The sequence below is a fragment of the Pseudomonas sp. Sample_14 genome, from assembly GCF_004307515.1.
Taxonomy (GTDB): domain Bacteria; phylum Pseudomonadota; class Gammaproteobacteria; order Pseudomonadales; family Pseudomonadaceae; genus Aquipseudomonas; species Aquipseudomonas atacamensis.
On the sequence record NZ_RCOC01000008.1, the window covers coordinates 1 to 25,605 of the forward strand.

Annotated in this window: 24 protein-coding genes; 4 read left to right on the top strand and 20 right to left on the bottom strand. The window is 59.9% G+C overall.

All coding sequences use genetic code 11. The annotated features are described in order from the left end of the window. The coding region (locus D8U61_RS01270; RefSeq protein WP_177433295.1) for a S41 family peptidase at nucleotides 1-1,688 on the bottom strand (1,688 nt) is incomplete at its 3' end. A 138-nt stretch (nucleotides 1,689-1,826) separates the two neighbouring features. Between D8U61_RS01270 and D8U61_RS01275 the strand changes: the two genes are divergently transcribed. Then, nucleotides 1,827-2,789, top strand: coding sequence for a zinc-binding dehydrogenase (locus D8U61_RS01275; protein ID WP_130926287.1), 963 nt, complete (start codon nucleotides 1,827-1,829; stop codon nucleotides 2,787-2,789). Nucleotides 2,790-2,886: 97 nt separating this feature from the next. Here the strand turns inward: D8U61_RS01275 and D8U61_RS01280 are convergent, their stop codons facing one another. From D8U61_RS01280 to D8U61_RS01305, 6 genes are all read right to left on the bottom strand, one after another. Then, nucleotides 2,887-3,540: an HAD family hydrolase gene (locus D8U61_RS01280; RefSeq protein WP_110645117.1), complete on the bottom strand. Its 654-nt coding sequence runs from the start codon at nucleotides 3,538-3,540 to the stop codon at nucleotides 2,887-2,889. Between the two features lie 112 nt (nucleotides 3,541-3,652). Next, on the bottom strand, nucleotides 3,653-4,642 hold the full coding sequence (locus D8U61_RS01285) for an ABC transporter ATP-binding protein (protein ID WP_130926288.1): 990 nt from the start codon (nucleotides 4,640-4,642) through the stop codon (nucleotides 3,653-3,655). Then, entirely contained in the window at nucleotides 4,639-5,439 is an 801-nt protein-coding gene (locus D8U61_RS01290) for an ABC transporter permease (RefSeq protein ID WP_016773742.1), read from the bottom strand. The genes D8U61_RS01285 and D8U61_RS01290 overlap by 4 nt, the downstream gene beginning before the upstream one ends. After that, nucleotides 5,426-6,262 carry an ABC transporter permease subunit gene (locus tag D8U61_RS01295; protein ID WP_161984092.1) on the bottom strand — a complete coding sequence of 279 codons (837 nt, stop codon included), beginning with the start codon at nucleotides 6,260-6,262 and terminating at the stop codon, nucleotides 5,426-5,428. The genes D8U61_RS01290 and D8U61_RS01295 overlap by 14 nt, the downstream gene beginning before the upstream one ends. Before the next feature lie 5 nt (nucleotides 6,263-6,267). Next, nucleotides 6,268-7,074: an alkaline phosphatase family protein gene (locus D8U61_RS01300; RefSeq protein ID WP_130926289.1), complete on the bottom strand. Its 807-nt coding sequence runs from the start codon at nucleotides 7,072-7,074 to the stop codon at nucleotides 6,268-6,270. A gap of 176 nt (nucleotides 7,075-7,250) precedes the next feature. Next, nucleotides 7,251-8,318: an ABC transporter substrate-binding protein gene (locus tag D8U61_RS01305; RefSeq protein WP_130926290.1), complete on the bottom strand. Its 1,068-nt coding sequence runs from the start codon at nucleotides 8,316-8,318 to the stop codon at nucleotides 7,251-7,253. A 351-nt stretch (nucleotides 8,319-8,669) separates the two neighbouring features. Here D8U61_RS01305 and phnR point away from each other — a divergent pair, with 351 nt between their 5' ends. Next, nucleotides 8,670-9,383 (top strand): phosphonate utilization transcriptional regulator PhnR, encoded by a 714-nt coding sequence (phnR, locus tag D8U61_RS01310; protein WP_016773745.1) that lies wholly within the window; start codon nucleotides 8,670-8,672, stop codon nucleotides 9,381-9,383. 36 nt (nucleotides 9,384-9,419) lie between these two features. On the opposite strand, the gene D8U61_RS01315 is transcribed toward phnR, so the two are convergent. The 10 genes from D8U61_RS01315 to minC form a co-directional block, all read right to left on the bottom strand. Beyond that, nucleotides 9,420-10,754 carry an amidohydrolase gene (locus tag D8U61_RS01315; RefSeq protein ID WP_130926291.1) on the bottom strand — a complete coding sequence of 445 codons (1,335 nt, stop codon included), beginning with the start codon at nucleotides 10,752-10,754 and terminating at the stop codon, nucleotides 9,420-9,422. Nucleotides 10,755-10,817: 63 nt separating this feature from the next. Next, a complete protein-coding gene (locus tag D8U61_RS01320) occupies nucleotides 10,818-12,971 on the bottom strand; it encodes a mechanosensitive ion channel domain-containing protein (RefSeq protein ID WP_016773746.1) in 2,154 nt (717 codons plus the stop codon). A gap of 74 nt (nucleotides 12,972-13,045) precedes the next feature. Next, nucleotides 13,046-13,222, bottom strand: a complete 177-nt coding sequence (locus D8U61_RS27730) for a hypothetical protein (protein WP_016773747.1) — start codon at nucleotides 13,220-13,222, stop codon at nucleotides 13,046-13,048. Nucleotides 13,223-13,454: 232 nt separating this feature from the next. After that, entirely contained in the window at nucleotides 13,455-14,744 is a 1,290-nt protein-coding gene (locus D8U61_RS01325; protein ID WP_016773748.1) for a M18 family aminopeptidase, read from the bottom strand. A gap of 78 nt (nucleotides 14,745-14,822) precedes the next feature. Continuing rightward, nucleotides 14,823-15,917, bottom strand: coding sequence for a hypothetical protein (locus D8U61_RS01330; protein WP_130926292.1), 1,095 nt, complete (start codon nucleotides 15,915-15,917; stop codon nucleotides 14,823-14,825). Nucleotides 15,918-16,011: 94 nt separating this feature from the next. After that, nucleotides 16,012-16,854: a hypothetical protein gene (locus tag D8U61_RS01335; RefSeq protein ID WP_125918591.1), complete on the bottom strand. Its 843-nt coding sequence runs from the start codon at nucleotides 16,852-16,854 to the stop codon at nucleotides 16,012-16,014. Between the two features lie 152 nt (nucleotides 16,855-17,006). Further along, nucleotides 17,007-17,642 (bottom strand): RluA family pseudouridine synthase, encoded by a 636-nt coding sequence (locus D8U61_RS01340; RefSeq protein WP_125927494.1) that lies wholly within the window; start codon nucleotides 17,640-17,642, stop codon nucleotides 17,007-17,009. A 90-nt stretch (nucleotides 17,643-17,732) separates the two neighbouring features. Then, a complete protein-coding gene (minE, locus tag D8U61_RS01345) occupies nucleotides 17,733-17,987 on the bottom strand; it encodes a cell division topological specificity factor MinE (RefSeq protein WP_003223146.1) in 255 nt (84 codons plus the stop codon). Beyond that, nucleotides 17,987-18,799, bottom strand: coding sequence for a septum site-determining protein MinD (minD, locus tag D8U61_RS01350; protein WP_007913953.1), 813 nt, complete (start codon nucleotides 18,797-18,799; stop codon nucleotides 17,987-17,989). Before minD ends, minE begins: the two co-directional genes overlap by 1 nt. Before the next feature lie 169 nt (nucleotides 18,800-18,968). Then, nucleotides 18,969-19,706: a septum site-determining protein MinC gene (minC, locus tag D8U61_RS01355; protein ID WP_024012205.1), complete on the bottom strand. Its 738-nt coding sequence runs from the start codon at nucleotides 19,704-19,706 to the stop codon at nucleotides 18,969-18,971. A gap of 117 nt (nucleotides 19,707-19,823) precedes the next feature. On the opposite strand from minC, the gene D8U61_RS01360 reads away from it, so the two are divergent. Both D8U61_RS01360 and D8U61_RS01365 read left to right on the top strand, forming a co-directional pair. After that, entirely contained in the window at nucleotides 19,824-20,756 is a 933-nt protein-coding gene (locus D8U61_RS01360; RefSeq protein WP_016773752.1) for a lipid A biosynthesis lauroyl acyltransferase, read from the top strand. 35 nt (nucleotides 20,757-20,791) lie between these two features. Beyond that, nucleotides 20,792-21,964 carry a patatin-like phospholipase family protein gene (locus D8U61_RS01365; protein WP_130926293.1) on the top strand — a complete coding sequence of 391 codons (1,173 nt, stop codon included), beginning with the start codon at nucleotides 20,792-20,794 and terminating at the stop codon, nucleotides 21,962-21,964. 91 nt (nucleotides 21,965-22,055) lie between these two features. Here D8U61_RS01365 and D8U61_RS01370 read toward each other — a convergent pair whose 3' ends face one another. The 3 genes from D8U61_RS01370 to D8U61_RS01380 all read right to left on the bottom strand — a co-directional run bounded on the left by D8U61_RS01370 (nucleotide 22,056) and on the right by D8U61_RS01380 (nucleotide 25,513). Next, nucleotides 22,056-22,841 carry an outer membrane protein OmpK gene (locus D8U61_RS01370; RefSeq protein WP_056784020.1) on the bottom strand — a complete coding sequence of 262 codons (786 nt, stop codon included), beginning with the start codon at nucleotides 22,839-22,841 and terminating at the stop codon, nucleotides 22,056-22,058. 371 nt (nucleotides 22,842-23,212) lie between these two features. Continuing rightward, a complete protein-coding gene (locus D8U61_RS01375) occupies nucleotides 23,213-23,998 on the bottom strand; it encodes an outer membrane protein OmpK (RefSeq protein ID WP_130926294.1) in 786 nt (261 codons plus the stop codon). Nucleotides 23,999-24,160: 162 nt separating this feature from the next. Beyond that, nucleotides 24,161-25,513 carry a nucleobase:cation symporter-2 family protein gene (locus D8U61_RS01380; protein WP_130926295.1) on the bottom strand — a complete coding sequence of 451 codons (1,353 nt, stop codon included), beginning with the start codon at nucleotides 25,511-25,513 and terminating at the stop codon, nucleotides 24,161-24,163. Between the last annotated feature and the right edge of the window lie 92 nt (nucleotides 25,514-25,605).

Below are 25,605 nucleotides of genomic sequence, written 5' to 3' on the forward strand. Positions count from 1 at the left end.
CGGATGGTGTCCCACGGCATGGCTTCCGGCAGGGCGCTTTCGCCGATTTCCTTGGTGTCGATCAGCGACGGGTAGTCGATGTCCGGCAGCACGCCCTGATGCTGGGTGCTCTGCCCGGAGACACGGTAGAACTTGGCCAGGGTCAGTTTCAGTTCGCCATGGTTCAGCGGCTGAATGGTCTGCACGGTGCCTTTGCCGAAGGTCTGACCACCGATGATCAGCGCGCGGTGGTAGTCCTGCATGGCGCCGGCGAAGATTTCCGAAGCCGAGGCGGACAGGCGGTTCACCAGCAGCGCCATCGGGCCTTTGTAGAACGCGCCCGGGTTTTCGTCCTCGAGGACGTCGACACGGCCATCGGCATTACGCACCAGCACGGTCGGACCTTTGTCGATAAACAGGCTGGTCAGTTCGGTGGCTTCCTGCAGGGAGCCGCCGCCGTTGTTGCGCAGGTCGATGACCACGCCGTCGACTTTGTCCTTCTGCAGCTCGGTGAGCAGCTTCTTGACGTCGCGAGTGGTGCTCTTGTAGTCCGGATCGCCGGCACGGAATGCCTTGAAATCGAGGTAGAAGGCCGGGATCTCGATCACGCCAAGTTTGTAGTCCTTGCCGTCCTGTTTCAGGCTGAGGATCGACTTCTTCACGGCCTGGTCTTCGAGCTTCACCGCTTCACGGGTGATCGGCACGATCTTGGTGGTCTGATCGTTCGGCGCATTGCTCGCCGGGATCACTTCCAGGCGCACCACGGTGCCTTTCGGACCGCGAATCAGTTTGACCACTTCGTCCAGGCGCCAGCCGACCACGTCGACCATCTCTTTATTGCCTTGGGCGACGCCGATGATCTTGTCGGCCGGAGCGACCTGCTTGGTCTTGTCCGCCGGGCCTGCCGGCACCAGACGCACGACCTTCACTTGATCGTTGTCGCTCTGCAACACGGCACCGATGCCCTCGAGGGACAGGCTCATGTTGATGTCGAAGTTTTCCGCGTTATCCGGCGACAGATAATTGGTGTGCGGGTCGTAGGACATGGCGAAGGTGTTGATGTACGCCTGGAAGATGTCTTCGGCACGGGTCTGGTCCAGACGCGCCAGCTGATTCTTGTAGCGCTTGGTCAGGGTTTCCTGGATCTGCTTCGGGTCTTTGCCGGCGATCTTCTGGCGCAGCACTTCGTCCTTGACGCGTTTGCGCCACAGGTCGTCTAGTTCCGCGGTGGACTTGAGCCAAGGCGCGTCCTTGCGATCGATCAGCAAGGTCTCCTTGGTGTTGAAGTCCATCTTGTCGACGCCTTTGTTCAGCTCGGCAAGGGCGAAGTCCAGACGCGCCTTGACGCGGTCCAGATAGCGCTTGTAGATGGTGAACCCGGCGTTGAGGTCGCCGCTTTTGAGGAAGTCGTCGAACTGCGTCTTCCACTTGTCGAATTCGGCGATATCGCTGGCCATGAAATAGCTGCGCGACGGGTCGAGCAGCTTGATGTAGCTGTCGTAGATGATCACCGAGCGCGCATCGTCGAGCGGCGGCTTGCTGTAGTGGTGACGCTTGAGCAACTCGACGACGTTCAGGCTGGCGATGACTTCATCGCGATCAGGCTGCAACTTGTCCCAGCTGTTGGCTGCGAATGTGGTGCCCGACACCGGCAACAGACCGATACCGATGAAAAGAGCGAGGGCGGTGCTGGGGAGCAGATGCTTCATGCTGATTCGACGCGGGGACAATTGATAACGCATATTAGGCCGTCTTTGAAGTCGCCGGTTCTTTGAGAGCCGGTCGCATAATGCAAAAAGCCCGGCGCTACAGCTTCGGGCTCAGTCCAGACTCACTATGGAGGCAGTGTGAAGGCATTGCAAGGCGTTGAAGGTCAAGTGGCATGGGTTGAAGAGCCGAGTCCTACCTGCGATGTAGGACAAGTCCGCATCCGGGTGGCGGCAGCCGGCCTCAATCGCGCCGATTTATTACAGAAGGCAGGGCTTTATCCGCCACCACCCGGGGCCAGCCAAGTGCTTGGTCTTGAGTGCTCCGGGGTGATCAGCGAAGTCGGTGCGGGCTCGTCCTGGCAGGTCGGCGACCGGGTTTGCGCCTTGCTGGCCGGGGGCGGCATGGCCGAAGAGGTGGTCGTCGACGGACGGCACGTGCTGCCGGTGCCCGAAGGTGTTTCGCTGATCGAGGCGGCGGCATTGCCCGAGGTGTACGCCACCGTCTGGCTGAATGTGTTTCAACTTGCAGCGTTGAAGCCCGGTGAGAAAATTCTCCTGCACGCCGGCGCAAGTGGCATCGGTTCAGCCGCCATTCAGCTGTGCAAAGCCTTCGGTAACCCGTGCTGGGTCAGCGTCGGTTCCGCCGAGCGCCTGGCTTACTGCGAAGCGCTGGGTGCGCAGGGCGGCGTGGTGCGTACCGATGATCTGGAGAGCCTGCGCGACTTCGGGCCGTTCGACGTGATTCTCGATCCGGTGGGCGGCAATTATTCAGCATTGAACCTCAAGCTGATGGCGCTGGACGGGCGTTGGGTGCTGATCGGTTTGATGGGCGGGCGCGAGGCGAAACTGGATCTGGCGCAGGTGTTGGCCAAGCGTGTGCAACTGCTCGGTTCAACGTTGCGCAGTCGTGGCGATCAGTTCAAGGCCGATCTGCTCAGTGATCTGGGCCAGCATGTCTGGCCGCTGTTTGCCGAGGGCCGCTTGCGTCCGCAATTGGCCAAAGCGTTTGCGGTGAAGGATGCCGAAGCAGCGTTTGCCGAACTGGCGAGCAATACGGTGGCGGGCAAGTTGGTGTTGGTGATCGATGAGGGTTTGAGCTGACAGCAAAACAAGGTCAAAAGATCGCAGCCGTCGGCAGCTCCTACAGAGGCACGCATTCCAAAAGTAGGAGCTGCCGAAGGCTGCGATCTTTTGCTTTTTATTTCCAGAGGTGGATCGGCCAGCCGGCCTTTTCGGCGTGCTCGAGTAGCACCGGATCCGGATTGACCACGTGTGGAAAATCCACTTTCAACAGCAGCGGCAAGTCATTGCGCGAATCGGAATAAAAACTCGCGCCTTCGAGGTTTTCTTCTTCGGCATCCAGCCATTCCAGCAAGCGGGTGATCTTGCCTTCGCGGTAAGTCAGGGTGCCGACGGTGTTGCCGCTGTACACGCCATGGGCGACTTCCAGGTCGATGGCCAATATCTCGTCGATGCCCAGACGATCAGCGATCGGGCGAACCAAGTGCGCACCGGATGCCGAGATCACCAGAATCCGGTCGCCGGCCTTGCGGTGGGCGGCGATGGTTTTGGTCGCGTCGCTGAAGATGATCGGCTCGATGAAATCTTCCACCCACGGGCCAACCAAGTGCTCGATTTCCTCAGGGGTGCGGCCTATCAATGGTTCGAGACTGAAGGCCATATAGTCTTCCATCGCCAGATGTCCGCGGCCGTAGGCATCCATCAGTTCCTTGTCGCGCTGCATGAACGACTCGCCATCGACCCAGCCGAGGCGGACCATCTGCTCACTCCATAGCGAGGAGCAGTCGCCGTGGATCAACGTTTCGTCCAGATCAAAAATTGCCAAAGCCATCGGTTCTCTCCGAGAACAGCTTCAAGCCATGAGGCTTCAAGCTGCAAGAATTGGAATCAAGTACGCCGCAGTCTACAACTTGAAGCTTGTAGCTCGAAGCTTGCAGCTGCTTTTATGCTACTTCGCACAAGGCCGTTGGATCGATGGAAAGTGCCAGGCGCTGTCCGTCGGGATGCAGATCGGCGGCGGAGCGGTTGAGCACATCGACCACCAGTTCCACGCCGCGCGCTTCGACGCGATAGCGAATGACGTTGCCGAGCAGGCTGTGGCTGCGGATCTGCGCGTCGAGTTCGCCGTCAAGGCTCAGTTCGATGGCTTCCGGGCGGATGGCGATGCGGTGGTTGATCGTTCGTTGCAACAGCTTCGACGCAGCCTCGGCGTCGAGCAGGTTGTAGTTGCCGATGAAGCCGGCGGCAAATACATCGACCGGCGCGGTGTAGAGGGTTTCGGCGTCGCCGCTCTGGACGATCTTTCCCTGATTCATCAGGAAAATCCGGTCCGACATGGTCAGCGCTTCTTCCTGATCATGGGTGACGAAGATCGTGGTCAGGCCGAGTTCGCGCTGGATCTGACGGATCTGTTCGCGCAAGTGCTTGCGAATCCGTGCATCGAGCGCCGACAGCGGCTCATCCAGCAGCAACAAGCGCGGGCGGGTTACCAGTGAGCGGGCGAGGGCGACGCGCTGGCACTGACCACCGGACAGTTGATGCGGATAGCGGCTGGCGAAGTCGTGCAGTTCAACCAGTTTCAACACTTCTGCCACGCGCTTGTGGCTGTCATCGGCGTTGACCTTTTGCATGCGCAGGCCGAAGGCGACGTTCTGTTCGACGGTCATGTTGGGGAACAGTGCATAGCTCTGAAAGACCATGCCGATCCCGCGTTTCTGTGGGCTCAACGGCACGATGTCGACGCCGTCGAGGAGGATCTTGCCGCCATCCACCGGGGTCAGCCCGGCGATGCAACGCAGCAAAGTCGACTTGCCGCACCCGGACGGGCCGAGCAGGGTGACGAACTCGCCTTTGTTGATTTCGCAATCGATGTCGCTGAACACCGTGGTGCCGGCATAACTTTTCTGCAGGTGTTGGACGCTGACGTAGCTCATTCGCTTTTGTCCTTGTTCAAGATGTTGGCGATCCAGGTCAGGACCAGCACGAAAAAGAAATACGAAATGACCAGCGCACTGGTGAAGTGGCCGCTGCTGTTGCGCATGTTGTTCAGGTACACCTGCAGGGTTTCGTAGCGGGTGCCGACGAGGATGTTGGCGAACACGAATTCACCGAAGAGGAACGAGAACGACAGTAGCAGCGCCACCATCAGGCCTTTGCGCAGATTCGGCAGCACCACCAGAAACGCCGCTTGAAAAGTGCTGGCGCCAAGCAGTTGCGCGGCGTCCATCAGGTCGCGCAGGTTGATCGCTTGCAGGTTGTTGGTGATCGCGCGGTACATGAACGGCAGCGCCACGGTGAAGTAGCAGCCGATCAGAATCCACGGTGTGCCGACCATCGCCATCGGCCCGGAACCGTAGAGCTGCAACAGCCCTACCGAGGACACCACCGGCGGTACCGCGAAGGGCAGCAGGATGAGGATGTTCATCAGCGCATCGAGTTTCGGAAAGTAGTAATGCACGACGAACAGCAACGGCAGGATCAGCACCACCGAGAGCACCAGCGCGCCGACACAGACGATCAGCGACTGACCGAATGCATGCAGAAAGCGCGGATCGCTCCACAGCTGGATGTACCACTTGAAGGTGAAACCGCTGGGCAGAATCGTTGCCGACCAACTGCTGGCGATCGAATAGACCAGCGTGCCCAGCAGCGGCAACAGCAGAATGGCGAACAGCAGATAAACCACGACGCGGTGGTAGAGGCCGGCCGGGCCGGATTCAGCGCGAGACATGGTAGCTCCTCTTCAACAGCAATTGATGCACGACGGTGACAATGGTCATCAGCGCCACGAGCACCACAGCCAGGGCGCTGGCCAGGTTCGGGTCCAGGGAAATGTCGCCGGAGACCATCGCCGCAATACGGATCGGCAGAACGTTGAAGTTGCCGGTGGTCAGCGCATAAACCGTGGCGTAGGCGCCGAGGGCGTTGGCCAGCAGGATCACGAACGTGCCAAGCAACGCCGGCGTCAACACCGGCAGGCCGATGTGCCGCCAGAACTGCCAGCCGTTGGCGCCGAGCAGTGCGGCGGACTCGCGCCAGTCTTCACGCAGAGCGTCGAAAGCCGGGTAGAGCAGCAACACACCGAGCGGGATCTGGAAGTAGGTGTAGAGGATGATCAGGCCGGTTTTCGAATACAGGTTGAAGTCCTGAATGATCCCCGACTGCTTGAGCATGATGGTGATGCTGCCGTTGAAACCGAGCAGGATGATGAAGGCGAACGCCAGCGGCACGCCGGCAAAATTGCTGGTCATGTTGGCGAAGGCATTCACGAAGTTGCGTAGCTTTGAATCAACTCGACGCAACGAGTACGCACCCAGCACGGCGATGATGATGCCGAATACGCTCGACCAGAAACTGATCTCCAGGCTGTACTGGATCGCCTGCCGATAGAACTTCGAACCGAAGATCTTGCTGAAGTTGGCCAGGCCCCAGCCGGACTCTTCCGATTGCAAGCTGTTGATCATCACCCAGACCAGCGGGGCGATTTCGAAGACGATAAAGAACAGCGCGAAGGGCACCAGACACAGCGCCGCGAGCCATTTGCCGCGATTCATGGCATTCACTTGAGCAGCTCCCGGCACACAGGTTTGTCGTGGGGTACGCCGAGCAGTTCGCAAATTGTGCCGCAGAGCTCGGTCTGCGTCGGCGTGGCGTCAGGGTTGAGGCTGAACGCATTGCCGAGAACGAACAGCGGCACCTGACGTTCTTCCGCCAGCAGGCCGTTGTGCGAGCGATCGTTGTTCATGCCGTGGTCGGCGGTCACCAATACCTGATAACCAGCGTCGAGCCAGCTCTGCAGATAGTCGGCGAGGATGACGTCAGCCGAGCGCGCGCTGTTGCGGTATTGCGAGCTGTCGAGGCCGTGCTTGTGCCCGGCGTCGTCGATGTTCATCGGGTGGATCAGGAGGAAATCCGGCGCGTGGCGCAAGCGCAGGCTTTCGGCGTCGGCGAACAGGTGCGAATCCGGATAATGATCGTTCCAGTAGAAGTGACCGTACTGGATCGGCAGCGTCGGATCGTTGGTGTGGCGGTCGCGCGCCGCCACGAACGGTGAGCGGTTATATAACTCGCTGACCCAGTGATACGCCGCAGCGGCGGTTTTCAACCCGGCATCGCGGGCGTAGTGATAGATGCTGCGCTGGTTGGACAAGCGCGAGACATTGTTGTGGACGATGCCGCTGTCGATCGGCGGCACGCCGGTGAGAATACATTCGTAAAGCGGTCGGGACAGGGCCGGCAGTTCGCACTCCAGTTGATAGAGCGCCGCGCGTCCTGCGCCAACATAAGCCTGCAGATGCCCCATGGCGTGACACGCAACCTCGTAGGTGAGGCCGTCGAGCACGACAAGGATGACGTTGTGCTTCATAGGGGCAAGAACTCCGCGAAATTCAGATATTCCGAAATCAACTCAATCCCTTGTGGGAGCGAGCTTGCTCGCGAAGGCGTCAGATCAGCCAACATCAATGTTGAATGAATAACCGCATTCGCGAGCAAGCTCGCTCCCACAGGGATCTTTGTCGGATCAAGCAATGGGTCAAGCCATCACTTCATTTCTACGATGACTTCTTCGTTCCACTGCTGTGGCAGGGCTTTGGAGGTCTTTTCCCACGCGTCGGCGTCCTTGACCGGCGTGACCTTCTTGTACTGCTCGTTTGGCAGCAGTTTGGCTTTCACGTCTTCCGGCAGTTGCAGGTGTTCGGCGCGGATCGGCCGGGCGTTGCCGCGGGCGAGGTTGGTCTGGCCGGCGTCGCTGAAGATGTATTCGCGGGTCAGCTTGGCGGCGTTGGGGTTTTTCGCGTACTTGTTGATGATCGTGGTGTAGCCGGAAATCACCGAGCCGTCCGATGGAATCAGCACTACGTAATCATCCGGGTTGGCCATCTTGGCCTTGTAGCTCAGACCATTGAAGTCCCAGACCACGCCGACTTCGATCTCGCCTTTTTCCATGGTGGCGATGGTCGGGTTGGCCATCGACAGACGACCCTGTTTGGCTAGATCGGCGAACAACAGCAGGGCGGGCTTGATGTTTTTCTCGTCACCGCCATTGGCCAGTGCGGCAGCGAGGACACCGTTGGCGGCCTGGGCGGCGGTGCTTACATCGCCGATGGAGACTTTGTATTTACCGGTTTTCAGGTCAGCCCATTTGGTCGGTACGTCGGAGCCGTGCAGCAGCTTCTTGTTGACGATGAAGGCGATGGTGCCGGTGTAGGCCAGCGCCCAGTTGCCGTCCTTGTCCTTGGCCCAGTCCGGAATCTGATCCCAAGTGCTTGGCTTGTAGGGTTGCACCACGCCTTGCTTGACCGCGATCGGACCGAAAGCAGCGCCGACGTCACCGATGTCGGCGGTGGCGTTGTCTTTTTCAGCGGCGAACTTGGCGATTTCCTGGGCCGAGCTCATGTCAGTGTCGATGTGTTTCAAGCCGTAATTTGCAGCCAGGTCATCCCACGTGCCTTTCCAGTTGGCCCAGTTGTCGGGCATGCCGACGCTATTGACCGCGCCTTCCGCTTTTGCAGCGGCTTCGAGGGTTTTCAGATCGGTGTCGGCCGCCATGGCGGCGGTGCACATAGCGATGGTCGAGCCTAACAGTGTTGCCAGGAAAAGCTGTTTCATTCCGAAGCTCCTTGGTCGTGTTCAACGCTGCGATTACGGTTAGTTTGGTCTAGGTCAGCAATACCTGAGCCAATTTAGGTCGGCTGGATGACATTTTGATGTCGATGGCATCGTGGCTGATCTTTTATCAACCATTGTCAGGAAGGTGCCAGATCAGCGTAGACCATACCCAAAGCCCCGTAAGGCAGGGGACTTGGCCGATGTATTGCAAGCCGTGAAAGCGACCGTTCGGTAGTTTTGTCATCTGTCGGTCATCTGCACTGCCTAGGCTTGCAACATACGAAGGCGCTTTGATCGGCGTTCGGATTTGCCCCGAAAACAGTGCTGGTCTAGTCCAGATAGGTAACGTTGATGCGCGATGAGGCAACGAAAGCGGTGACAGCGATTGGCCAGGTGCTGCAGGAGCAAATCGATCACGGTTTGCTGGCGGCCGGGAGCAAGTTGCCCGCTGAACGCAAGCTGAGCGAGTTGTTCGGGACGACGCGGATCACTGTGCGTGAAGCGCTGTTGCAGCTTGAGGCGCAGGGGCAGATTTACCGTGAGGAGCGGCGCGGCTGGTTCGTGTCGCCGCCGCGTCTGGCGTACAACCTGATGCAGCGCAGTCACTTTCACGCCATGGTCAGTGCGCAGGGGCGCGAACCTTCGACCGAGGTGATTTCGGCGCGGTTGCAGCCGGCTTCCGCGGCGGTGTGTGCGTGGTTGCAGCTGCCGGCGTTGTCGAGCGTGATCCAGATTTGCCGCTCGCGGCGCATTGATGGGCGACTGGTGTTGTATGTGGAGCACTATCTGAATCCGCAGTTTTTTCCGGGGATCCTCGAGTTTGATTTGAATCAGTCGATCACCGAGTTGTATGCGCGGCATTTCGATTTGCACTATGGGCGGGTGCGGTTTGAGATCGTGCCTACGTCTTTATCTGTCGATGCGGCGGCGGCTTTACGGGTGTCGGTGGGGAGTCCGGGACTGAGGATTGCTCGGGTCAATTATGACCAGCATGGGCGGTTGATTGATTGTGATCTGGAGTTTTGGCGGCATGATGCGATTCACGTAGGGGTTGATGTGGTTTGATCTTCTGGTCGCTGCGCTCCCACAGTCACCCCCTCTCTACTTGCCCACCGCCGCATTCCCATACAAATAATCCGTCGCCAACGACGCCAATGTCCTCACTCCAACCACCAACGCCGATTCATCGACAAAGAACCCCGGATTGTGATTCGGCGCGGCCTTGCTCATGTCCTGATCCCGTGGCGTCACCCCAAGAAACACAAACAACCCCGGCGCTTCCTTGGCGAAGAACGAGAAATCTTCCGCCCCACCCACCAGCGGTCCCTGCACCACATCATCCTTGGCCGCCCACTTCAATGTCGGCAGCATTTTCTCGGTCAGTGCCGGGTTGTTGATCGTCGGGTCGTATTTTTCGATGATGGTGACGTCGGCTTTGGCGCCGCCGCTTTCGGCGATTTTCTCGACTGTCTGGCGCACGTCGCTGTGCAGTTTCTGGCGGATGCCGTAGTCGTAGGAGCGGATCGTGCCGGTCATGTCGAGCGATTCGGGGATGATGTTGTAGCGGGTGCCGCCGTTGATGGTGCCGATGCTGACCACCGACGGGTAAGAGGAAATGTCGGTGCGGCGGCTGACCACGGTTTGCAGGCCGACGATGGTTTGCGCGCCGACGGTGATCGGATCGATGCCGTCCCAGGGGCGGCCGGCGTGGGTTTGTTTGCCCTGGATCTTGATGCGCAGGTCGTCGGAGCTGGCCAGGGTCGGGCCGGGGCGGTAGGCGATCTGGCCGGCGGGGACGCCCGCCCAGACGTGCAGGCCAAATACCGCGTCGGGTTTCGGCGATCTCATCACGCCTTCCTCGACCATCATCTTCGCGCCCCAGGTATTTTTGCCGTCGGGAATGAAATCGCTCGGGCCTTCCTCGGCGGGCTGGAAGTAGAACACCACGGTGCCGGGCAGGGTGTCGCGCATGCCCGTCAGAATTTTCGCTGCGCTGAGCAGGATGGCGGTGTGGGCGTCGTGGCCGCAGGCGTGCATGACGTCGACTTCCTTGTCGAGATACGTGCCTTTGGCTTTCGAAGCGAACGGCAAATCGGAGACTTCCTTGACCGGCAGCGCGTCCATGTCGGCGCGCAGGGCCACGGTCGGGCCGGGCAGGGCGCCTTTCAGCACGGCTACAACGCCGGTGCGGGCGACGCCGGTTTTCACTTCCAGGCCCATGGCTTGCAGCTGTTTGGCGACCAGTTCAGCGGTGCGTTTTTCAGTGTTGCCAAGTTCTGGATGAGCGTGAAGGTCGCGGCGGGTTTCCAGCAGCTCCGGTTCGAGCTTCTGCGCCTGCTCGGCGATGCGCGTGCGGGCGCTGTCCATCGTCGCGGCGCTGGCATGGCTGGCGACCAGGGCGAGCAAAAGGGTCTGGGCAATGCGCGTCAGTTGCATGGGCTTCTCCTTGATTATTGTTGTGGGCTTCCTTGCCTGTGACTGCAACCGTGCGCCTGAGTGCTATTCCTTCGGTTGACCGCCGCCGGCAGTAATCACCTGCACACTCATCCGCGGCGTCGCCAGATCCAGTCCCGCCTCATCCAGTTGCCTTTTCAACGACAAATTGAACGCCCGGGAAACTTCCCACTGCTTGATCGGCGCAGTCTTGAACCGTGCGCGCAAAATCGCGCTGCCGGACTCGAAACTTTCTACACCCTGAATCTCCAGCGGCGACCAGATGTTGCGGCGTTGCAGCGGATCGCTGCGCATCTTCTGGCCGACGTCGCGCATCAGTTTGATCGCGTCGTCGATTTCCATGTTGTACGGCACGGCGACGCGGAAGATGGCGTAGCCGAATTCCCGCGAGTAGTTCTTGATGCTTTTGATTTCGCTGAACGGGATGGTGTGGACGATGCCGTCGATGTCGCGCAGGCGCACGGTGCGGATGGTCAGGCCTTCGACGGTGCCGAGGTGGCCGCCGACGTCGACGTAATCATCGATGGCCAGGGAGTCTTCGATGATGATGAACAGGCCGGTGATCAGGTCAGCGACGAGCGACTGCGCACCGAAGCCGATGGCCAGACCGATCACGCCGGCACCGGCCAGCAGCGGCGTGACGTTCATGCCCATGTTCGCCAGGGCGACGATCAGCGCAATGATAAATATCGCCACGAACAGCACGTTGCGGATCAGCGGCATCATCGTCTGCGCCCGAGCATTCGCCAGTCCTTTGCGCGAGCGGGTGAGGGCGTGGTGCACGGCGGTGTCGGCGAGGATCCAGATCAGCCAGGAGAAAATCAGCGTGCCGATCAGGCTGAACAGTTTGACGCTGATATCATGGCCATCGCCTTCGGCGAACGCGATCAGCGAATGGCCCCAGACGCGCAGGCCCAATTCGATGAAGATCAGCCACACCAGCAAATGCGTCAGGGTATAGAAGAAGTTTTTCAGTCGCTCCGAATACAGCGCATGGCGTTTCGGCCCGCGTTGCGGTTTCAGCGAATGGCGGCGCACCAGGCCGTTGATGACCATGCACAACACCAGCAGCACTGTGCAGATCAGCGACTGGCGCAGGGCGGTGCTGGTGTCGCCGGCGGAGACGAAGGTGGCGAACAGCGAGATGCCGACCAGCACCAATGCCGGCACGTACCAGAAGGTGCCGAGGATTTCGATGGTGTCGCTGAGGGCGCGGCGGGTCAGCCGCCGCGACAGCGGTTGATTGCGGATCAGGTGTGCGATCGGTCGGCGGAATCGCAGAATGAACAGGCCGGTCGACAGCGCCGCGAGCACATTGGCAGTGGTCGCGGCGGTGTGCGCCAGATGCACGCCCAGGCTCTCGACCAGACGTGGATCGCTAAGCGCTTCACCAAACGCGGCGAAGCTGCCGATCAGCCACAGCGGCCGAAACGCCTGATGACGCAGGATGTACAGCGCGCGATGGCGGTGCGGGCCATCGAGCAGGGAGAAGGCGATCACGCAGATCGCCGAAAAACAGGTGCCGACCACCAAGGCATAAGCCAGCACCATCGCCAGGCTTTTGCCCAGTGACGACGGCAGCACGTAGCTCATGTACACCGTTATCACCAATGCGATCAGCCACGGCCCGAGCTTGCGCAGGGCAAAACGCAGCATATCGAGGGCCTTGGGGTGTTGCGGCAGTTCTTCGGTGAGGCCGAAGCGCAGACGCACGCGGTGGCCAAGCCAGATCAGCGCGGCGGCGAGCAGACTCCAGACCATCAGGATCACCGCGAAACCGAAGATGATCGGCAGCCATTCATTGGCCGGCAGCAGCTTGCTGGTCAGTTCGTCCTTGGCCAGATCGAATTCGTTGGACCAGCGGGTAATCGGGCTGTCGGCGCCGGAAAACTGCTTTTCGAAGTTTGCGAGGGTGCCGCCGATCAGGCCCAGCACGCCTTCTTCGGGGGTGGCCTGCGCTTTTTTCGTGGCGTCGCGCAGCTTCTTCAGATCACTGAGCAGCTGCGCGCGTTGCTTGTCGTTTTCCAGCGACTTGATCACTTCGTCCAAGGACTGGCCGAGGGGTTCCACGGCTTCAGGCTGCGGTTTGGAAGTGTTGAGCAGGCCGGGCAGACCGACTGCCTGGGCGGGTGCCAGCGGCAGCAGCGTCATCAGGCAGACAAGCAGCAGACCGGGCAAAGCAAAAAGACGAGCAAACACCAGAAGACAACCTCGCGATAGGCGGATGCGCTGGAGTGTACGAGGCCCCTTGGCGCAATGCGAGCCGGGCGCGGTCATTCGTTGAGTTTGGCGAGGATCTTGTAGACCACCGTGGCGAGGATCATCAGCATGCCGATCCACATGGCGAACACCCCGGCGTTCTTGTCGCGGAAGTTGAAGCCGATGGCCAGCAGGATCATTCCGCTGAGGATGGGAATGAGCATGGCGTGGAAGGAGGACATCGAGATCATGGAGACTGCCTTGTCTGTAGAGGATTCTTGCAGTCTAGGCGGGTTTTCGAGGCAGGGTGTGATGTGGCTCAGGAATGCATCAGGCCGAGAGGATTCCGCTGTCTGCAAAGGCGCTTTCGCGAGCAGGCTCGCTCCCACAGGTTGATTGGCATTGCAAGGGGAGATGACTGGCTCCCACAATGAAATGCAGTTCAATTGTGGGAGCGAGCCTGCTCGCGAAGCTTGTCAGCCGTTACGGCAATTCACGACTGGCATAAAACGCGCTGAGCACTTTGACCAGATGCGCCAGATCATGGCTGCCGCACAGTTCGCGAATCGAGTGCATGGCAAAGGTCGGCAGGCCAATGTCGACGGTGCGCACACCCAGATGGCTGGCGGTGATCGGGCCAATGGTCGAACCGCAGCCCATGTCGCTGCGCACCACGAAGCTTTGCACCGGGACTTCTTCGGCCATGCACAGATGGCGGAAGAAGCCGGCGGTTTCGCTGTTGGTGGCGTAGCGCTGGTTGCTGTTGACCTTGATCACCGGGCCGGCGTTGAGTTTCGGGCCATGGTTGGCATCGTGCTTGTCCGCGTAGTTGGGATGCACGCCGTGGGCGTTGTCGGCCGACACCAACAGGGATTTCTGGATGGTGCGGACGAACTCGTCACCTTCCGGCAACAGGCGGCGCAGGGTCTGTTCGAGCATCGGGCCGTCGGCACCGCATGCCGAGCACGAGCCGACTTCTTCGTGGTCGTTACAGACCAGCACGCAGGTCTCGTCGGTTTCGGCGGTGAGCAACGCTTGCAGGCCGGCGTAGCACGACAGCAGGTTGTCCAGACGCGCACCGGCAATGAAATCGCCGTTCAGGCCGATCACCGCCGCGCTTTGCGTGTCGTAGAAACTCAGCTCGTAATCGAGGACGACGTCGGCATTCAAGCCGTGCTCGCGGGCCAGTTGATCAGTGAGCACGGCGCGGAAATCGACGCGCTCGTCACCGGCGAATTGCGCCAGGATCGGCGGTAGTTCGGTCTGCGCGTTGATCGCCCAGCCCTGGTTGGCTTCACGGTTGAGGTGAATGGCCAGGTTGGGAATGATCGCGATCGGTGCCTTGAAGTCGATCAACTGGCTCTCGACCTTGCCGTCACGGCGGAAGGTCACGCGGCCGGCGAGCGACAGATCGCGGTCAAACCACGGCGCCAGCAGCGCACCGCCGTAGACTTCGACGCCCAGCTGCCAGAAACCCTGACGCTGCAGTTCCGGTTGCGGCTTGACCCGCAGGCACGGGCTGTCGGTATGGGCGCCGACCAGACGGATACCGTCGTGCAATGGCGAGTTGCGGCCCATTTTGATCGCGACGATCGAGGAGTCGTTACGGGTGACGTAATAGCGGCCGTTGGCCTCGGTGGACCATGGCTCGCGCTCGTCGAGGCGCACATAGCCGGCGGCCTCCAGACGCTGAACGAGACTGGCGGTGGCGTGGAACGGGGTAGGGGAGGCCTTGAGAAAGTCGATCAGGCCCTGGTTCAACTCTGCGCGCATAAGAAACTCCAGACAGCAATGGGCGGCAGTTTAACGCATCACTCGGCGCCATTGGGCAAGTGGTTTGCGCAAGCACGCTCAGGAGTGCTGATCGATGCGCTTGCGCAGGTAGGCGATGATGGCTTGTTGATCATCCTTTCTGGCGGGTTTCGGCAGGTGCTTCGGCCAGCCCTTGCCGCTGCCGAAGAAGGCCTTTTGCGCAACGCTGTCCCAACGCAGTATTTCCCGCGACGCCGATTCCCACCATTCGTGACGGCAGATCTCGTAATACGGGTGGGGAGGTGCAGCACTGCCGAACAGCAATGCCCGGCCGACTTTCTTCATGCCGCCGCGCTTTTTGCGCAGCTTCCACTTGATGCGCAGGCGCTGCCAGGTCGAGGGGACGGGCTTGCTGCGCGGAACCTCGGTGCACAGCGCTGGCAGTTCGGGGTGGAAGGCCTCGCCATGGCGGGCGAAAAAGTGTTTCTGCATGGCGTGGAAGAAGTTTTTGTCGGCGAAGTAGTGATAGACGAATTTCTTCGCTTCCTGGATCGGTTGGTCGCGAATGGCGAACGACAGTGCAATCTGTTCGATCGTATGGATGTCGAACGGGCCCTGCGTCCACTCATCGATCAGCCGGATCGACTTGTCCAGCAGCGCTGAATCGCCATCGGTGACGCCGCACAAGCCACTGTTGTAGAGCTTGAAGCTGTTCGCCGACGAAATCCCGTGGACTTGCAGGCAGCGCGCGAGTTTTTTGTAGTCTGCCCGGTTACAGACGTAACTCCAGTCGTATTCGAAGCGGTCCATCACGTAACGCCCGGGCGTGATCATGCTGAACAGCCGGTGCGGCGAATCAAGAAACAGCGTGTCGGAATCGACGAACAGGGTTTTTTCTGCGAGTGTCAGGCCCAGCGCAATGGCGCACGCTTTGCGGCGGTGGTGGTAGCCGTTTTCACCCTGCCACTGGATCAGGGTCTGCTCGCTCAAAGTGACGGTATCGACCGGCCAGCCGGCATAGTCCTGCGGACGATCGGTCAGCACTCGGATGCACAGTGATTCACTTGGCTGCAGTTGTGCCAGGGCGGTGAGGATGCTGAATTTCGCCTCGCGCCGATAAACGTCTTTGTCACCATAGATCAGGTAGAGCAACTGGTGCGGTACTTTTTCCATGGGGGGGAAGGCTTCGCGCATAAGCGGCTCCATACGGCGGGGGGCGCGAGTCTACCGTATTGCTCCGCTGATTTGCAGGCCGGGCACTTGCTTCAAAGTGTTGCCGGGGTGGGCGTCAACCGGTGATCAGTCTGCCACTGAGGAAGACTTCTCGGCGCTGCTTGCGACCGACGTATTCATGTTTGCTCAACTGATAGACCGCCCCGAACCTGTCTCTCGATAGACCGGGCAGCGCGCTGAGATATTGATCGACCAGGCGATCGTAGGCAGCTTCGGTAATGAACTTGTAGATATCCCGACGATAGAAGAAGCCGAGTTGAAAACCGAGTGTTTCACTTGCGTGCGCGGTCGGGCCGGCGAAGCAGTTTTCAAAGTCGATGGCTTTGAGTGGCCTTTGCGTTTGCTCGGGCACCATGATGTTGCCCACCCAGAAATCCATGTGAGTGATGTTCTTGCTGGCGAGCGAGCTGAGCAATTGGAACGCGTCGAGGATGAAAGCTTCGATGTTTGCGGGATTGCGTCTGATGCATTCGGCGCCGTCGATATGGCCTTCGAGCAGGTGAGTCAGGAGGAAAAATTCCTCGGTCAGGCCGAGTCTGCTGCGGGTATAGCCATAGCCCTTCAGCGCAGGCATCTCCACGCCCCGGCGCTGAGCTTCGAGGGAATTCATCAGTTCTTCGAGCGGCCAGTCGAAGCGCCCGTTGCGTTGCGGTTTGTTCAGACTCACCCGCACCTTTGCCTTGAACGTGTCCAATGGCTGGACCTTGGCAAAGAGTGGTGTTTCACAGGACGATAACGGTGCGCTGGCTCGGGTCAGTTTGTGCGCGCGGCGTTTTTTAATGAGCTGCTCCAGGGCTTGGCGTGCCTGGATGCTGGGTGCTTCGCTCAGGTGCAGGGTGGTGTTACCGAATGCGCACACGATGGGGTATTCGGATTGAAGTGTTTTGCTGCAGAACACGGAAGAGGCCTCCTGCCTGATATCGAAGTGCCATGATTTTATATTTGATTACAATTTTATGACAGTTCTTTACGTCAATCTATTGCCGGTGGAATTCTGGCAGGACAAAAAAAGCCCTTCGCAAGGAAGGGCTTTCAAAGTATTCACGCATTTCAGAATGGCGCCGGGCACTCGAAGCGCAGGCGTTCGCCGGTTTGCGGGTGAGTGAAGCTGAGCATGCTCGCGTGCAGGCACAGACGTGGCCAGGCCGCCAGCGCTTGCTCGTGGGCGTAGAGCCCGTCACCGAGCAGCGGATGGCCGATCGACAACATGTGCACGCGCAGTTGATGCGAGCGCCCGGTGATCGGTGTCAATTCGACCCGGCACCACTCGCCGCAACGTTCCAGCACCTTCCAGAACGTCAGCGCATGTTTGCCGAATTCGTGATCGACCACATGCCGTGGCTTGGTCGGTGGGTCGTAGCGCAGGGGCAGGTCGATGCTGCCGCTGTCCAGTTCCGGCTGACCCCAGGCCAAAGCGGTGTAGGCCTTTTCGGTTTCGCGATCATGAAACTGCCGCGACAGCTCGCGATGGGTGTCGGCATCCCGGGCCAGCAGAATGATGCCGGAGGTTTCCCAGTCCAGACGATGGACGATGCGCGCTTCCGGGTAGCCGTTTTCCTGCAAGCGGGTAATCAGGCAGTCCTTGTTGTCGTCAGCGCGACCGGGCACCGAGAGCAGCAGGGTCGGTTTGTCGACCACCAGTACGGCGGCGTCCTCATGGATGATGCGGATGTTGGACAGCGGCATTAAAACAGCCTCGTAACAAATGCCAACGGCGGTTCAGGACCATTCCACTGGGGAATGGCCCTGAACCGCCGTCATACCTGCCGGATCGACTCAGCGATCGGGAAGGGTGATGTTGAGTTCCAGAATCGAGCAACTGCCCTGGCTTTCCAGTGCAACATGTACGTCGTCGTTGCCGATGTTGACGTACTTGCGGATCACGTCGACCAGTTCCTTCTGCAAGGCTGGCAGGTAATCCGGCGTGCTGCGCTGGCCGCGCTCATGCGCCACGATGATCTGTAGACGCTCTTTCGCTACCGAGGCGGTACTTGGCTTTTTGTTGGCACGAAAGAAGTCAAAAAGGTTCATTACCTACCTCCAAACAGGCGCTCGAAGAATCCCTTCTTCTCGACATCGAGGAATCGGTGGGCTTTTTCTTTGCCCAGCAGGCGGTCGACGGTATCGCTGTAAGCCTGACCGGCATCGCTCTGGTCGTCGAGAATAACGGGCACGCCCTGGTTGGAAGCCTTGAGCACCGCCTGGGATTCCGGGATGACGCCGAGCAGGGTCACCGAGAGGATTTCCTTGACGTCTTCAACGCCGAGCATCTCGCCCTTTTCAACACGCTCCGGGTGGTAGCGGGTGATCAGCAGGTGTTCCTTGATCGGGTCTTCGCCACGTTCGGCGCGGCGCGATTTGCTCGCCAGCAGGCCGAGCATGCGGTCCGAGTCACGTACCGAGGACACTTCAGGGTTGGTCACGACGATCGCTTCATCGGCGAAGTACATGGCCAGGTGCGCACCTTTCTCGATGCCCGCCGGGGAATCGCAGACGACGAACTCGAATTGTTCCTTGAGCTCCATCAGGACTTTTTCCACGCCTTCGACGGTCAATGCGTCTTTGTCGCGGGTCTGGCTGGCCGCCAGTACGTAGAGGTTTTCCAGGCGCTTGTCTTTGATCAGTGCCTGTTGCAGGTTGGCTTCGCCGTTTACCACGTTGACGAAGTCATACACCACGCGGCGCTCGCAACCCATGATCAGATCAAGGTTACGCAAGCCCACGTCGAAGTCGACGATCACTGTTTTGTGGCCGCGCAGAGCGAGACCGGTACCGATAGCGGCGCTGGTGGTGGTCTTACCCACACCACCCTTGCCGGATGTAACCACGAGAATCTTGGCCAAGGTGTTTCACCCCTAAGGAAGAAGGACTGTTCAGCCCCTGAAAAACATCTCTTGAAAACTACTGCAGTCGGACAGCCTTGGCTGGAATTTGGCTTTGGGCCTTTTTCCTACTTCGTTTGAGCCGTTTTCGCTACGTTTTAGAGATGCTTGGAAAATGCGGCAGTATCCGTTAAAGCCGAATGATGTTCAACACGTCGCCTGACAGGCTCACCTGAACGCCCGAGCCCCACATCGGATCACGACGCAAATCCTCGGAGACCTTGTAATGACCGGCGATGGAGATCAGTTCAGCGCTCAATTGCTGACAGAAAATCCGTGCCTTGGTGTCACCTTTGACGCCGGCCAGTGCTCGGCCGCGCATCGGGCCGTATACATGGATGTTGCCATCGGCGAGAAGTTCCGCCCCCGGACTGACCGATGAGACCACTACCAGATCGCCACCCTGGGCATATATCTGTTGGCCACCACGTACTGGCGTGGTGATTACGCGGGTCGGTTTGACGCTCGGCTCAGGCGGCTTTTCCGGTTTCTTTTTGACTTCGGCTTCCGGCGTCTCCAGCGGGCGCTCGCGGGCGCCGGAGGGCGGCAGCACGGGGATGTCGATGGCGATGGCAGCGGCGATGTCTTCGATGCGGCTGGCACGAATGGCCAGGGTACGAAGGCCGTGCTGACGGCAGACGCGCATCAGCCCCGGCAGGTCAACCGCGCCCTGGTTGGGCGGCAGTTTGTCCAGCGCCAGGACCAGCGGTGCATTGCTGAAAAAATTCGGCGCCTGGGCGACTTTGGCGGCCAATTGCCGATCGAGGCTTTCGAGGTCGTTACGGGCCAGTTCCAGCACAGTGATGGCCAGCATGCTGCCCTTGAGCTGGAATACGGGATCTTGGTCTAACGGGTCGGTTTGGCTCATGTCGGCATACAACGGCTTGTCACTAAAAGTGCCGAGACTTATAACGAGAACGCCCGCGAGCCGCAAGCCGGGTCGAACGATGTAGAATGCGCGGCCACTGTATTTACGGAAGCTTTAATGGATCGCCCGCGTTTTCGAAAAGCATATCTTGCTCCGCGCTTCTGGCCGCTCTGGTGCGGCCTGGGGCTTTTGTGGCTGATCGTGCAGCTGCCGTATCCGGCGCTGCTGACCATCGGTCGAGTTTTGGGCGCGTTGATGTATCGCGTCGCCAGCGACCGGCGAACCATCGCCCGGCGCAATCTGGAATTGTGCTTCCCGGAAAAATCCGCCGCCGAGCGCAAACGCCTGCTCAAGGAAAACTTCGCCTCCACCGGCATTGCCTTTTTTGAAATGGCGATGAGCTGGTGGTGGTCGCGCGAACGTCTGGCGAAACTGGCCCACGTCGAAGGCCTTGAACATCTGCAAAAAGCCCAGCGCGAAGGCAAAGGCGTGATCCTCATGGCCGCGCATTTCACCACCCTGGAAATCGGCGCGGCGCTGCTCGGCCAGCAGCACACCATCGACGGCATGTACCGCGAACACAAAAACCCCTTGTTCGACTTCGTCCAGCGCCGTGGCCGCGAGCGGCACAATCTCGATTCGCTGGCGGTGGAGCGCGATGACGTGCGCGGCATGCTCAAACTGCTGCGCTCGGGACGGGCGATCTGGTATGCGCCGGATCAGGATTACGGCGCCAAGCAGAGCGTCTTCGTGCCGCTGTTCGGCATTCAGGCCGCCACCGTCACTGCGACGACCAAGTTTGCACGGCTGGGCAAAGCGCTGGTGGTGCCGTTCACTCAGGAACGTCTGGCCGACGGCAGTGGTTATCGCCTGGTAATTCATCCGCCGCTGGAAGACTTCCCCGGCGAGAGCGAAGAGGCCGATTGCATCCGCATCAATCAGTGGGTCGAGAGCGCTTTGCGTGCCTGCCCCGAGCAATACCTGTGGGCGCATCGGCGTTTCAAGAGCCGCCCGCCGGGCGAGCCGAAGCTTTATCCCAAGCGTCGTTGATTCACCCGTACTGACAAGCACTGTGGAGTGTTGCGATGAGTCCTGCTGAACCGGTTTCAGGTTTGATTCTTTCCGGCGGCGGGGCTCGGGCGGCTTATCAGGTCGGGGTGCTGGCGGCGATTGCCGAGTTGCTGCCGGTCGGCGCGGACAATCCGTTTCCGGTGATCGTCGGCACCTCGGCCGGGGCGATCAATGCGGTCAGCCTGGCCAGTGGCGCTACGGACTTTCGCGCCGCCATCGAACGCCTGACCCAGTTCTGGCAGGGCTTTCGCAGCCACCGCGTGCTGCGCAGCGACTGGCCGGGCGTGATCCATCAAGCCAGCCGCTTCGTCAGCCACAGCCTGCTCGGCCTCGGTCGGCAGATGCCGGTGGCGCTGCTCAACAGTTCGCCGCTGCGCGAACTGCTCGAGGAAAAACTGCACCTGCCCGGCATCGCCGAATCCATCGCGCGCAAGCAATTGCATGCGGTGGCGGTGACCGCGTTCGGCTACGAATCGGGGCAAGCGGTGACGTTCTATCAGGGCGGCGGTACCATCGACGCCTGGCTGCGGCACCGCCGCATTGGCGTGCCGACGCAATTGTCGGTCGATCATCTGTTGGCCAGTTCAGCGATTCCGCTGTTGTTCGCGCCGGTGAAAATCGGCGAGGAATATTTCGGTGACGGCGCAGTACGCCAGTCGGCGCCGATCAGCCCGGCGCTGCATCTGGGTGCCAGTCGCGTGCTGGTGGTGGGCGTCAGCGGCAACCCGCGCGGCGTCGATCCGCAGCAGCCGCTGGAGCGCGCCTACAGCGGCCAGCAACCGACGCTGGCGCAGATCGGCGGGCACATGCTCAACAGCACGTTTATCGACAGTCTGGAGATCGATATCGAGTTGCTGCAGCGTCTGAATCAGTTCAGTCATTTGCTCCCGGCCGGCACACCTACTCGTGCGCTGGGTGTGGCGCCGGTGGAGGTGCTTGTGATTGCGCCAAGTCAGCCGATCGACGAAATCGCCGCGCGGCATCGCCAGGAACTGCCAGCAGCGTTGCGCCTGTTTCTGCGCGGTCCGGGGGCGACGAAGACGAGCGGGGCGGGGGTGCTCAGTTATCTGCTGTTCGAGGCGGGGTATTGCAGCGAGTTGATTGATCTGGGGCGCAGGGATGCGTTGGCCAAGCGCGAGGAGCTTTGCCGGTTTTTGCGGATATCTGAAGCAGTAGCTCCCGCCTGAAATCTGCGGTGAGGCCTTCGCGAGCAGGCTCGCTCCCACATTGGAACTCGGTCTAAATGTGGAAGCGAGCCTGCTCGCGAAGCTTTCAGGGTCAGAAGTGGAACTTGACCAGGAAGCTCGTGGTGCTCTGATCGGTCTTGAAGTACTGGCTGTCCTTGATCCCGTACTTGTCCGACCAGTAGTCGTACTCGACACCGACATACAACTGCTTCTCGCCGAAATTCAGCGCCTTGCCCAAGTCGTATTTGACCTGCGGGTTGAAGTGCAGGTTGGCGTGGTAGTCGCCCTTGGAATTGGAGTCGTTGTCGACCACCCAGTCCATGAAGCCGTCGATGAGGATGTTCGATTTGCCCACCGGGATGGTGTAGGACCACACCGGGGTGATCTGCCAGACATTGTCACCGGCGCGTGCGCCCTGGGTGTGACGCTGGTAGAAGTTCAGCTGGAAGTAGTCGAAGCCAGGAATCGCCAGGTCGAAGCCCGGACCGATCAGGTACGACTCGGTATCGCCTTCACCGAACTCGTAGGTCATGGCCAGCAACACGTCAGTCACCGGACCGAAGGCCAGTTTCTGATCGAAGATCTTGCCGAACGACAGGCGCGGGCTGAGCTCGCCGTAGTAGGTGTTGGAGCCGACGCCGCCATCATCCTTGCCGTTGTAGAAAATCTTGTCGATGAACAGGAAGTTGTCCCCATACTTCCAGGCATCGGCGTGCTCGAAGGTCACGGTCTGCTGAATGCGCGGGTTGACCTGGAAGTCCTTGCCATACAGATAGGTCAGGCTGTTGTTCTGCCACTGCAGCAGGCCCTCGGCCATCGCCTGGCCGCCGGCGAACATCGATCCGGCCAGCATCAGGCTGGTGCACATACGTTTCATTCGGTTGCTCCCAAAGTAGGTGTTCCACGTTATTTTTTTAAGTTCGGCGCTCTGATGTGGCGCCTTTTTTCGTACCGCAAATTTCATCCGATCGGTCAGCTTTGAATGCTGGTAGCAAAAGCTGCGCCAAGGCTTTTGAAAAACCAAAAAACGCCCGTTCGGCTGCTGAAAAACAGTCGACGAGCGTGTTTTCGGGATGCCTCAGGACTGACCGCAGCCGGGATAAGTTGGCTTTTCGGTCAGAAATTGAATTCGGGCTTTTTTTTAGAGCGAATTCGGAAGGCCGCGGAGAATACTGACTCCTCGGCCAAGGCTCAAGTGCCCCGCAACAGAGCACCGACGGCAGGTATGGCGCACGGTTGCGGGCCATCTCAGAAGTGCACCTTCAGCAGCAGGCTGGCAGTGTTCTGGTTGGTATCGAACGCGTGGCTGTTTTCGATGCCGTATTTGTTCTTCCAGTAGCTGTACTCGGTGCCGACGTACATCTGCTTCTGGCTCCAGCCCAGGGCTTTGCCGAGGTCGTATTTGATCTGCGGATTGATGTGCAGGTTGGCGTGGTAGGTGCCGCGCGAGTTTTCGTCGTTGTCGACGACCCAGTCGAGGTAGCCGTCGATCAGCACATCGGAATTGCCCAGTGGGAAGCTGTAGGACCACGCGGGAGTGATCTGCCAGACACCATCGCCGGGGCGCGGGCCTTCGGTCTGGCGGCGGAAAATGTTCAGGGTGACGTAGTTGAAGCCGGGCACTTTCAGATCGAAGCCGGGACCAATCAGGTAGGCCTCGCTTTCACCTTCGCCGTACTCGTAGGTCATCGCCAGCAGCACATCCTTGATCGGGCCGAACTCGATCTTGCGGTCGAGGATCTTGCCGAACGACAGGCGCGGGGTGAACTCGCCGTAGAAGGTGTGCGGACCTTTGTTCGGGTCTTCCTTGCCGTTGTAGAAGATCTTGTCGACGAACAGAAAGTTGTCGCCGTACTTCCACTTGTCGGCGTGCTCGAAGGTGACCGTCTGCTGATAGGACGGGTTGATCGCGAAGTTCTTGCCGTACAGATAGCTGAGGCTGTTGCTCTGCCACAGCAGCAGATCGCCGGCCATGGCCTGACTCGCGGCCAGCAGGCCGCCACTCAACAGAACGTTGCTTTGCGTGCGGATCATCTGTTGCTCCCTGTTGTTTTTATTGTTTGAGGCACAAGCAGTTGCGTAGTCCCTGTGGGAGCGAGCCTGCTCGCGAAGCGGTTGTGTCAGTCGCCATCAATGTTGAAGGACACAGCGCTTTCGCGAGCAGACTCGCTCCCACAGGTGGTGTGGTGGTTTCAATCAGTGCGCATGGCAATCATTGATCGCCGCACGCTCCTTGCCGCCGAGGATGTTGAACAGCAGGTTCAGGGTCAGCGCGCTGAGGGTGGCCATGGCGATGCCGCTGTGGGTGATCGGGCTCATCCACATCGGCAGGTGGGCGAAGAATTCCGGACGCACCACCGGGATCAGGCCCATGCCGATGCTCACCGCGACCAGCAGCTGATTGCGGCGGTCACCGATGTCCGCCTCTTGGAGGATTTTGATGCCAGTGGCGGCGACCATGCCGAACATCGCAATCGCCGCGCCGCCCAACACCGCCGGTGGAATCGATGCCACCAGAAACGCCGCTTTCGGCAACAGGCTGAGGGCGATCAGCAGGCCGCCGGCAACGATGGTCACCGAACGGCAGCGCACGCCGGTCATCTGCACCAGGCCGATGTTCTGCGCGAACGAGGAGTGGGTGAAGGTGTTGAAGAAACCGGCGAAGAACGACGCGCCGGCATCGCACAACAAACCGCGACGGAGCATGCGCGGGCAGACTTCCTGGCCGGTGATTTTGCCCAACGCTAGGAACATCCCGGTGGACTCGACGAAGATGATCACCACCACCAGACACATCGACAGAATCGGTGCCAGCTCGAATTTCGGCATGCCGAAATGCAACGGGGTGACGAACTGAATCCACGGTGCGCTGGCCATGCCGCTGAGGTCGACCATGCCGATCGCGCCGCACAGTACGTAGCCCAGGCACATGCCGATCAGCACGGAAATGTTCACCCAGAATCCGCGCATGAAGCGATGAACCAACAGGATGGTGGCCAGCACCAGCGCAGCGATGGCCAGATAAATCGGCGAACCGAATTGCGCGGCGTCGACACCGCCACCGGCCCAGTTCACGGCCACGGGGAACAACGATAAACCGATCGAGGTGATGACCGTGCCGGTCACCAGCGGCGGGAAGAAACGCACGACCTTGGACATGAACGGCGCGATCAGCATGCCGAAGAAACCGGCGGCGATCGTCGCACCAAAGATCCCTTGCAGACCGATGCCGGGCATGCCGGCCATGGCCACCATGCTGCCGACCGCAGCGAAACTGGCGCCCATCATCACCGGCATGCGAATGCCCATCGGGCCGATGCCGAGCGACTGCACGATAGTGGCGATGCCGGCGACCAGCAGGTCGGCGTTGATCAGGAAGGCGATTTCTTCACGACTCAGGCCTGCGGCCTGTCCGATGATCAGCGGCACCGCGATGGCACCGCCGTACATCAGCAGAACATGTTGCAGACCGACCAGGATCAGTTGCAAAAGGGGCAAACGCTGAATGGCGGGTGCGTCGGGGATGCGCGCTTTGGACAGCTCGGACATGCAACACCTCGGATCTTTTTTATTCTTGTGATTAACAGCTGCCGGGTTGCTTGCAGCTGTTTCTTTGCATCAGGGGGACCTGTGGGAGCGAG

Coding starts and splice junctions, on each gene's coding strand:
- D8U61_RS01280 (WP_110645117.1), bottom strand. CDS start 3,540: ATGGCTTTGGCAATTTTTGATCTGGACGAAACGTTGATCCACGGCGAC.
- D8U61_RS01285 (WP_130926288.1), bottom strand. CDS start 4,642: ATGAGCTACGTCAGCGTCCAACACCTGCAGAAAAGTTATGCCGGCACC.
- D8U61_RS01290 (WP_016773742.1), bottom strand. CDS start 5,439: ATGTCTCGCGCTGAATCCGGCCCGGCCGGCCTCTACCACCGCGTCGTG.
- D8U61_RS01295 (WP_161984092.1), bottom strand. CDS start 6,262: ATGAATCGCGGCAAATGGCTCGCGGCGCTGTGTCTGGTGCCCTTCGCG.
- D8U61_RS01300 (WP_130926289.1), bottom strand. CDS start 7,074: ATGAAGCACAACGTCATCCTTGTCGTGCTCGACGGCCTCACCTACGAG.
- D8U61_RS01305 (WP_130926290.1), bottom strand. CDS start 8,318: ATGAAACAGCTTTTCCTGGCAACACTGTTAGGCTCGACCATCGCTATG.
- phnR (WP_016773745.1), top strand. CDS start 8,670: ATGCGCGATGAGGCAACGAAAGCGGTGACAGCGATTGGCCAGGTGCTG.
- D8U61_RS01315 (WP_130926291.1), bottom strand. CDS start 10,754: ATGCAACTGACGCGCATTGCCCAGACCCTTTTGCTCGCCCTGGTCGCC.
- D8U61_RS27730 (WP_016773747.1), bottom strand. CDS start 13,222: ATGATCTCGATGTCCTCCTTCCACGCCATGCTCATTCCCATCCTCAGC.
- D8U61_RS01325 (WP_016773748.1), bottom strand. CDS start 14,744: ATGCGCGCAGAGTTGAACCAGGGCCTGATCGACTTTCTCAAGGCCTCC.
- D8U61_RS01330 (WP_130926292.1), bottom strand. CDS start 15,917: ATGCGCGAAGCCTTCCCCCCCATGGAAAAAGTACCGCACCAGTTGCTC.
- D8U61_RS01340 (WP_125927494.1), bottom strand. CDS start 17,642: ATGCCGCTGTCCAACATCCGCATCATCCATGAGGACGCCGCCGTACTG.
- minE (WP_003223146.1), bottom strand. CDS start 17,987: ATGAACCTTTTTGACTTCTTTCGTGCCAACAAAAAGCCAAGTACCGCC.
- minC (WP_024012205.1), bottom strand. CDS start 19,706: ATGAGCCAAACCGACCCGTTAGACCAAGATCCCGTATTCCAGCTCAAG.
- D8U61_RS01360 (WP_016773752.1), top strand. CDS start 19,824: ATGGATCGCCCGCGTTTTCGAAAAGCATATCTTGCTCCGCGCTTCTGG.
- D8U61_RS01365 (WP_130926293.1), top strand. CDS start 20,792: ATGAGTCCTGCTGAACCGGTTTCAGGTTTGATTCTTTCCGGCGGCGGG.
- D8U61_RS01370 (WP_056784020.1), bottom strand. CDS start 22,841: ATGAAACGTATGTGCACCAGCCTGATGCTGGCCGGATCGATGTTCGCC.
- D8U61_RS01375 (WP_130926294.1), bottom strand. CDS start 23,998: ATGATCCGCACGCAAAGCAACGTTCTGTTGAGTGGCGGCCTGCTGGCC.
- D8U61_RS01380 (WP_130926295.1), bottom strand. CDS start 25,513: ATGTCCGAGCTGTCCAAAGCGCGCATCCCCGACGCACCCGCCATTCAG.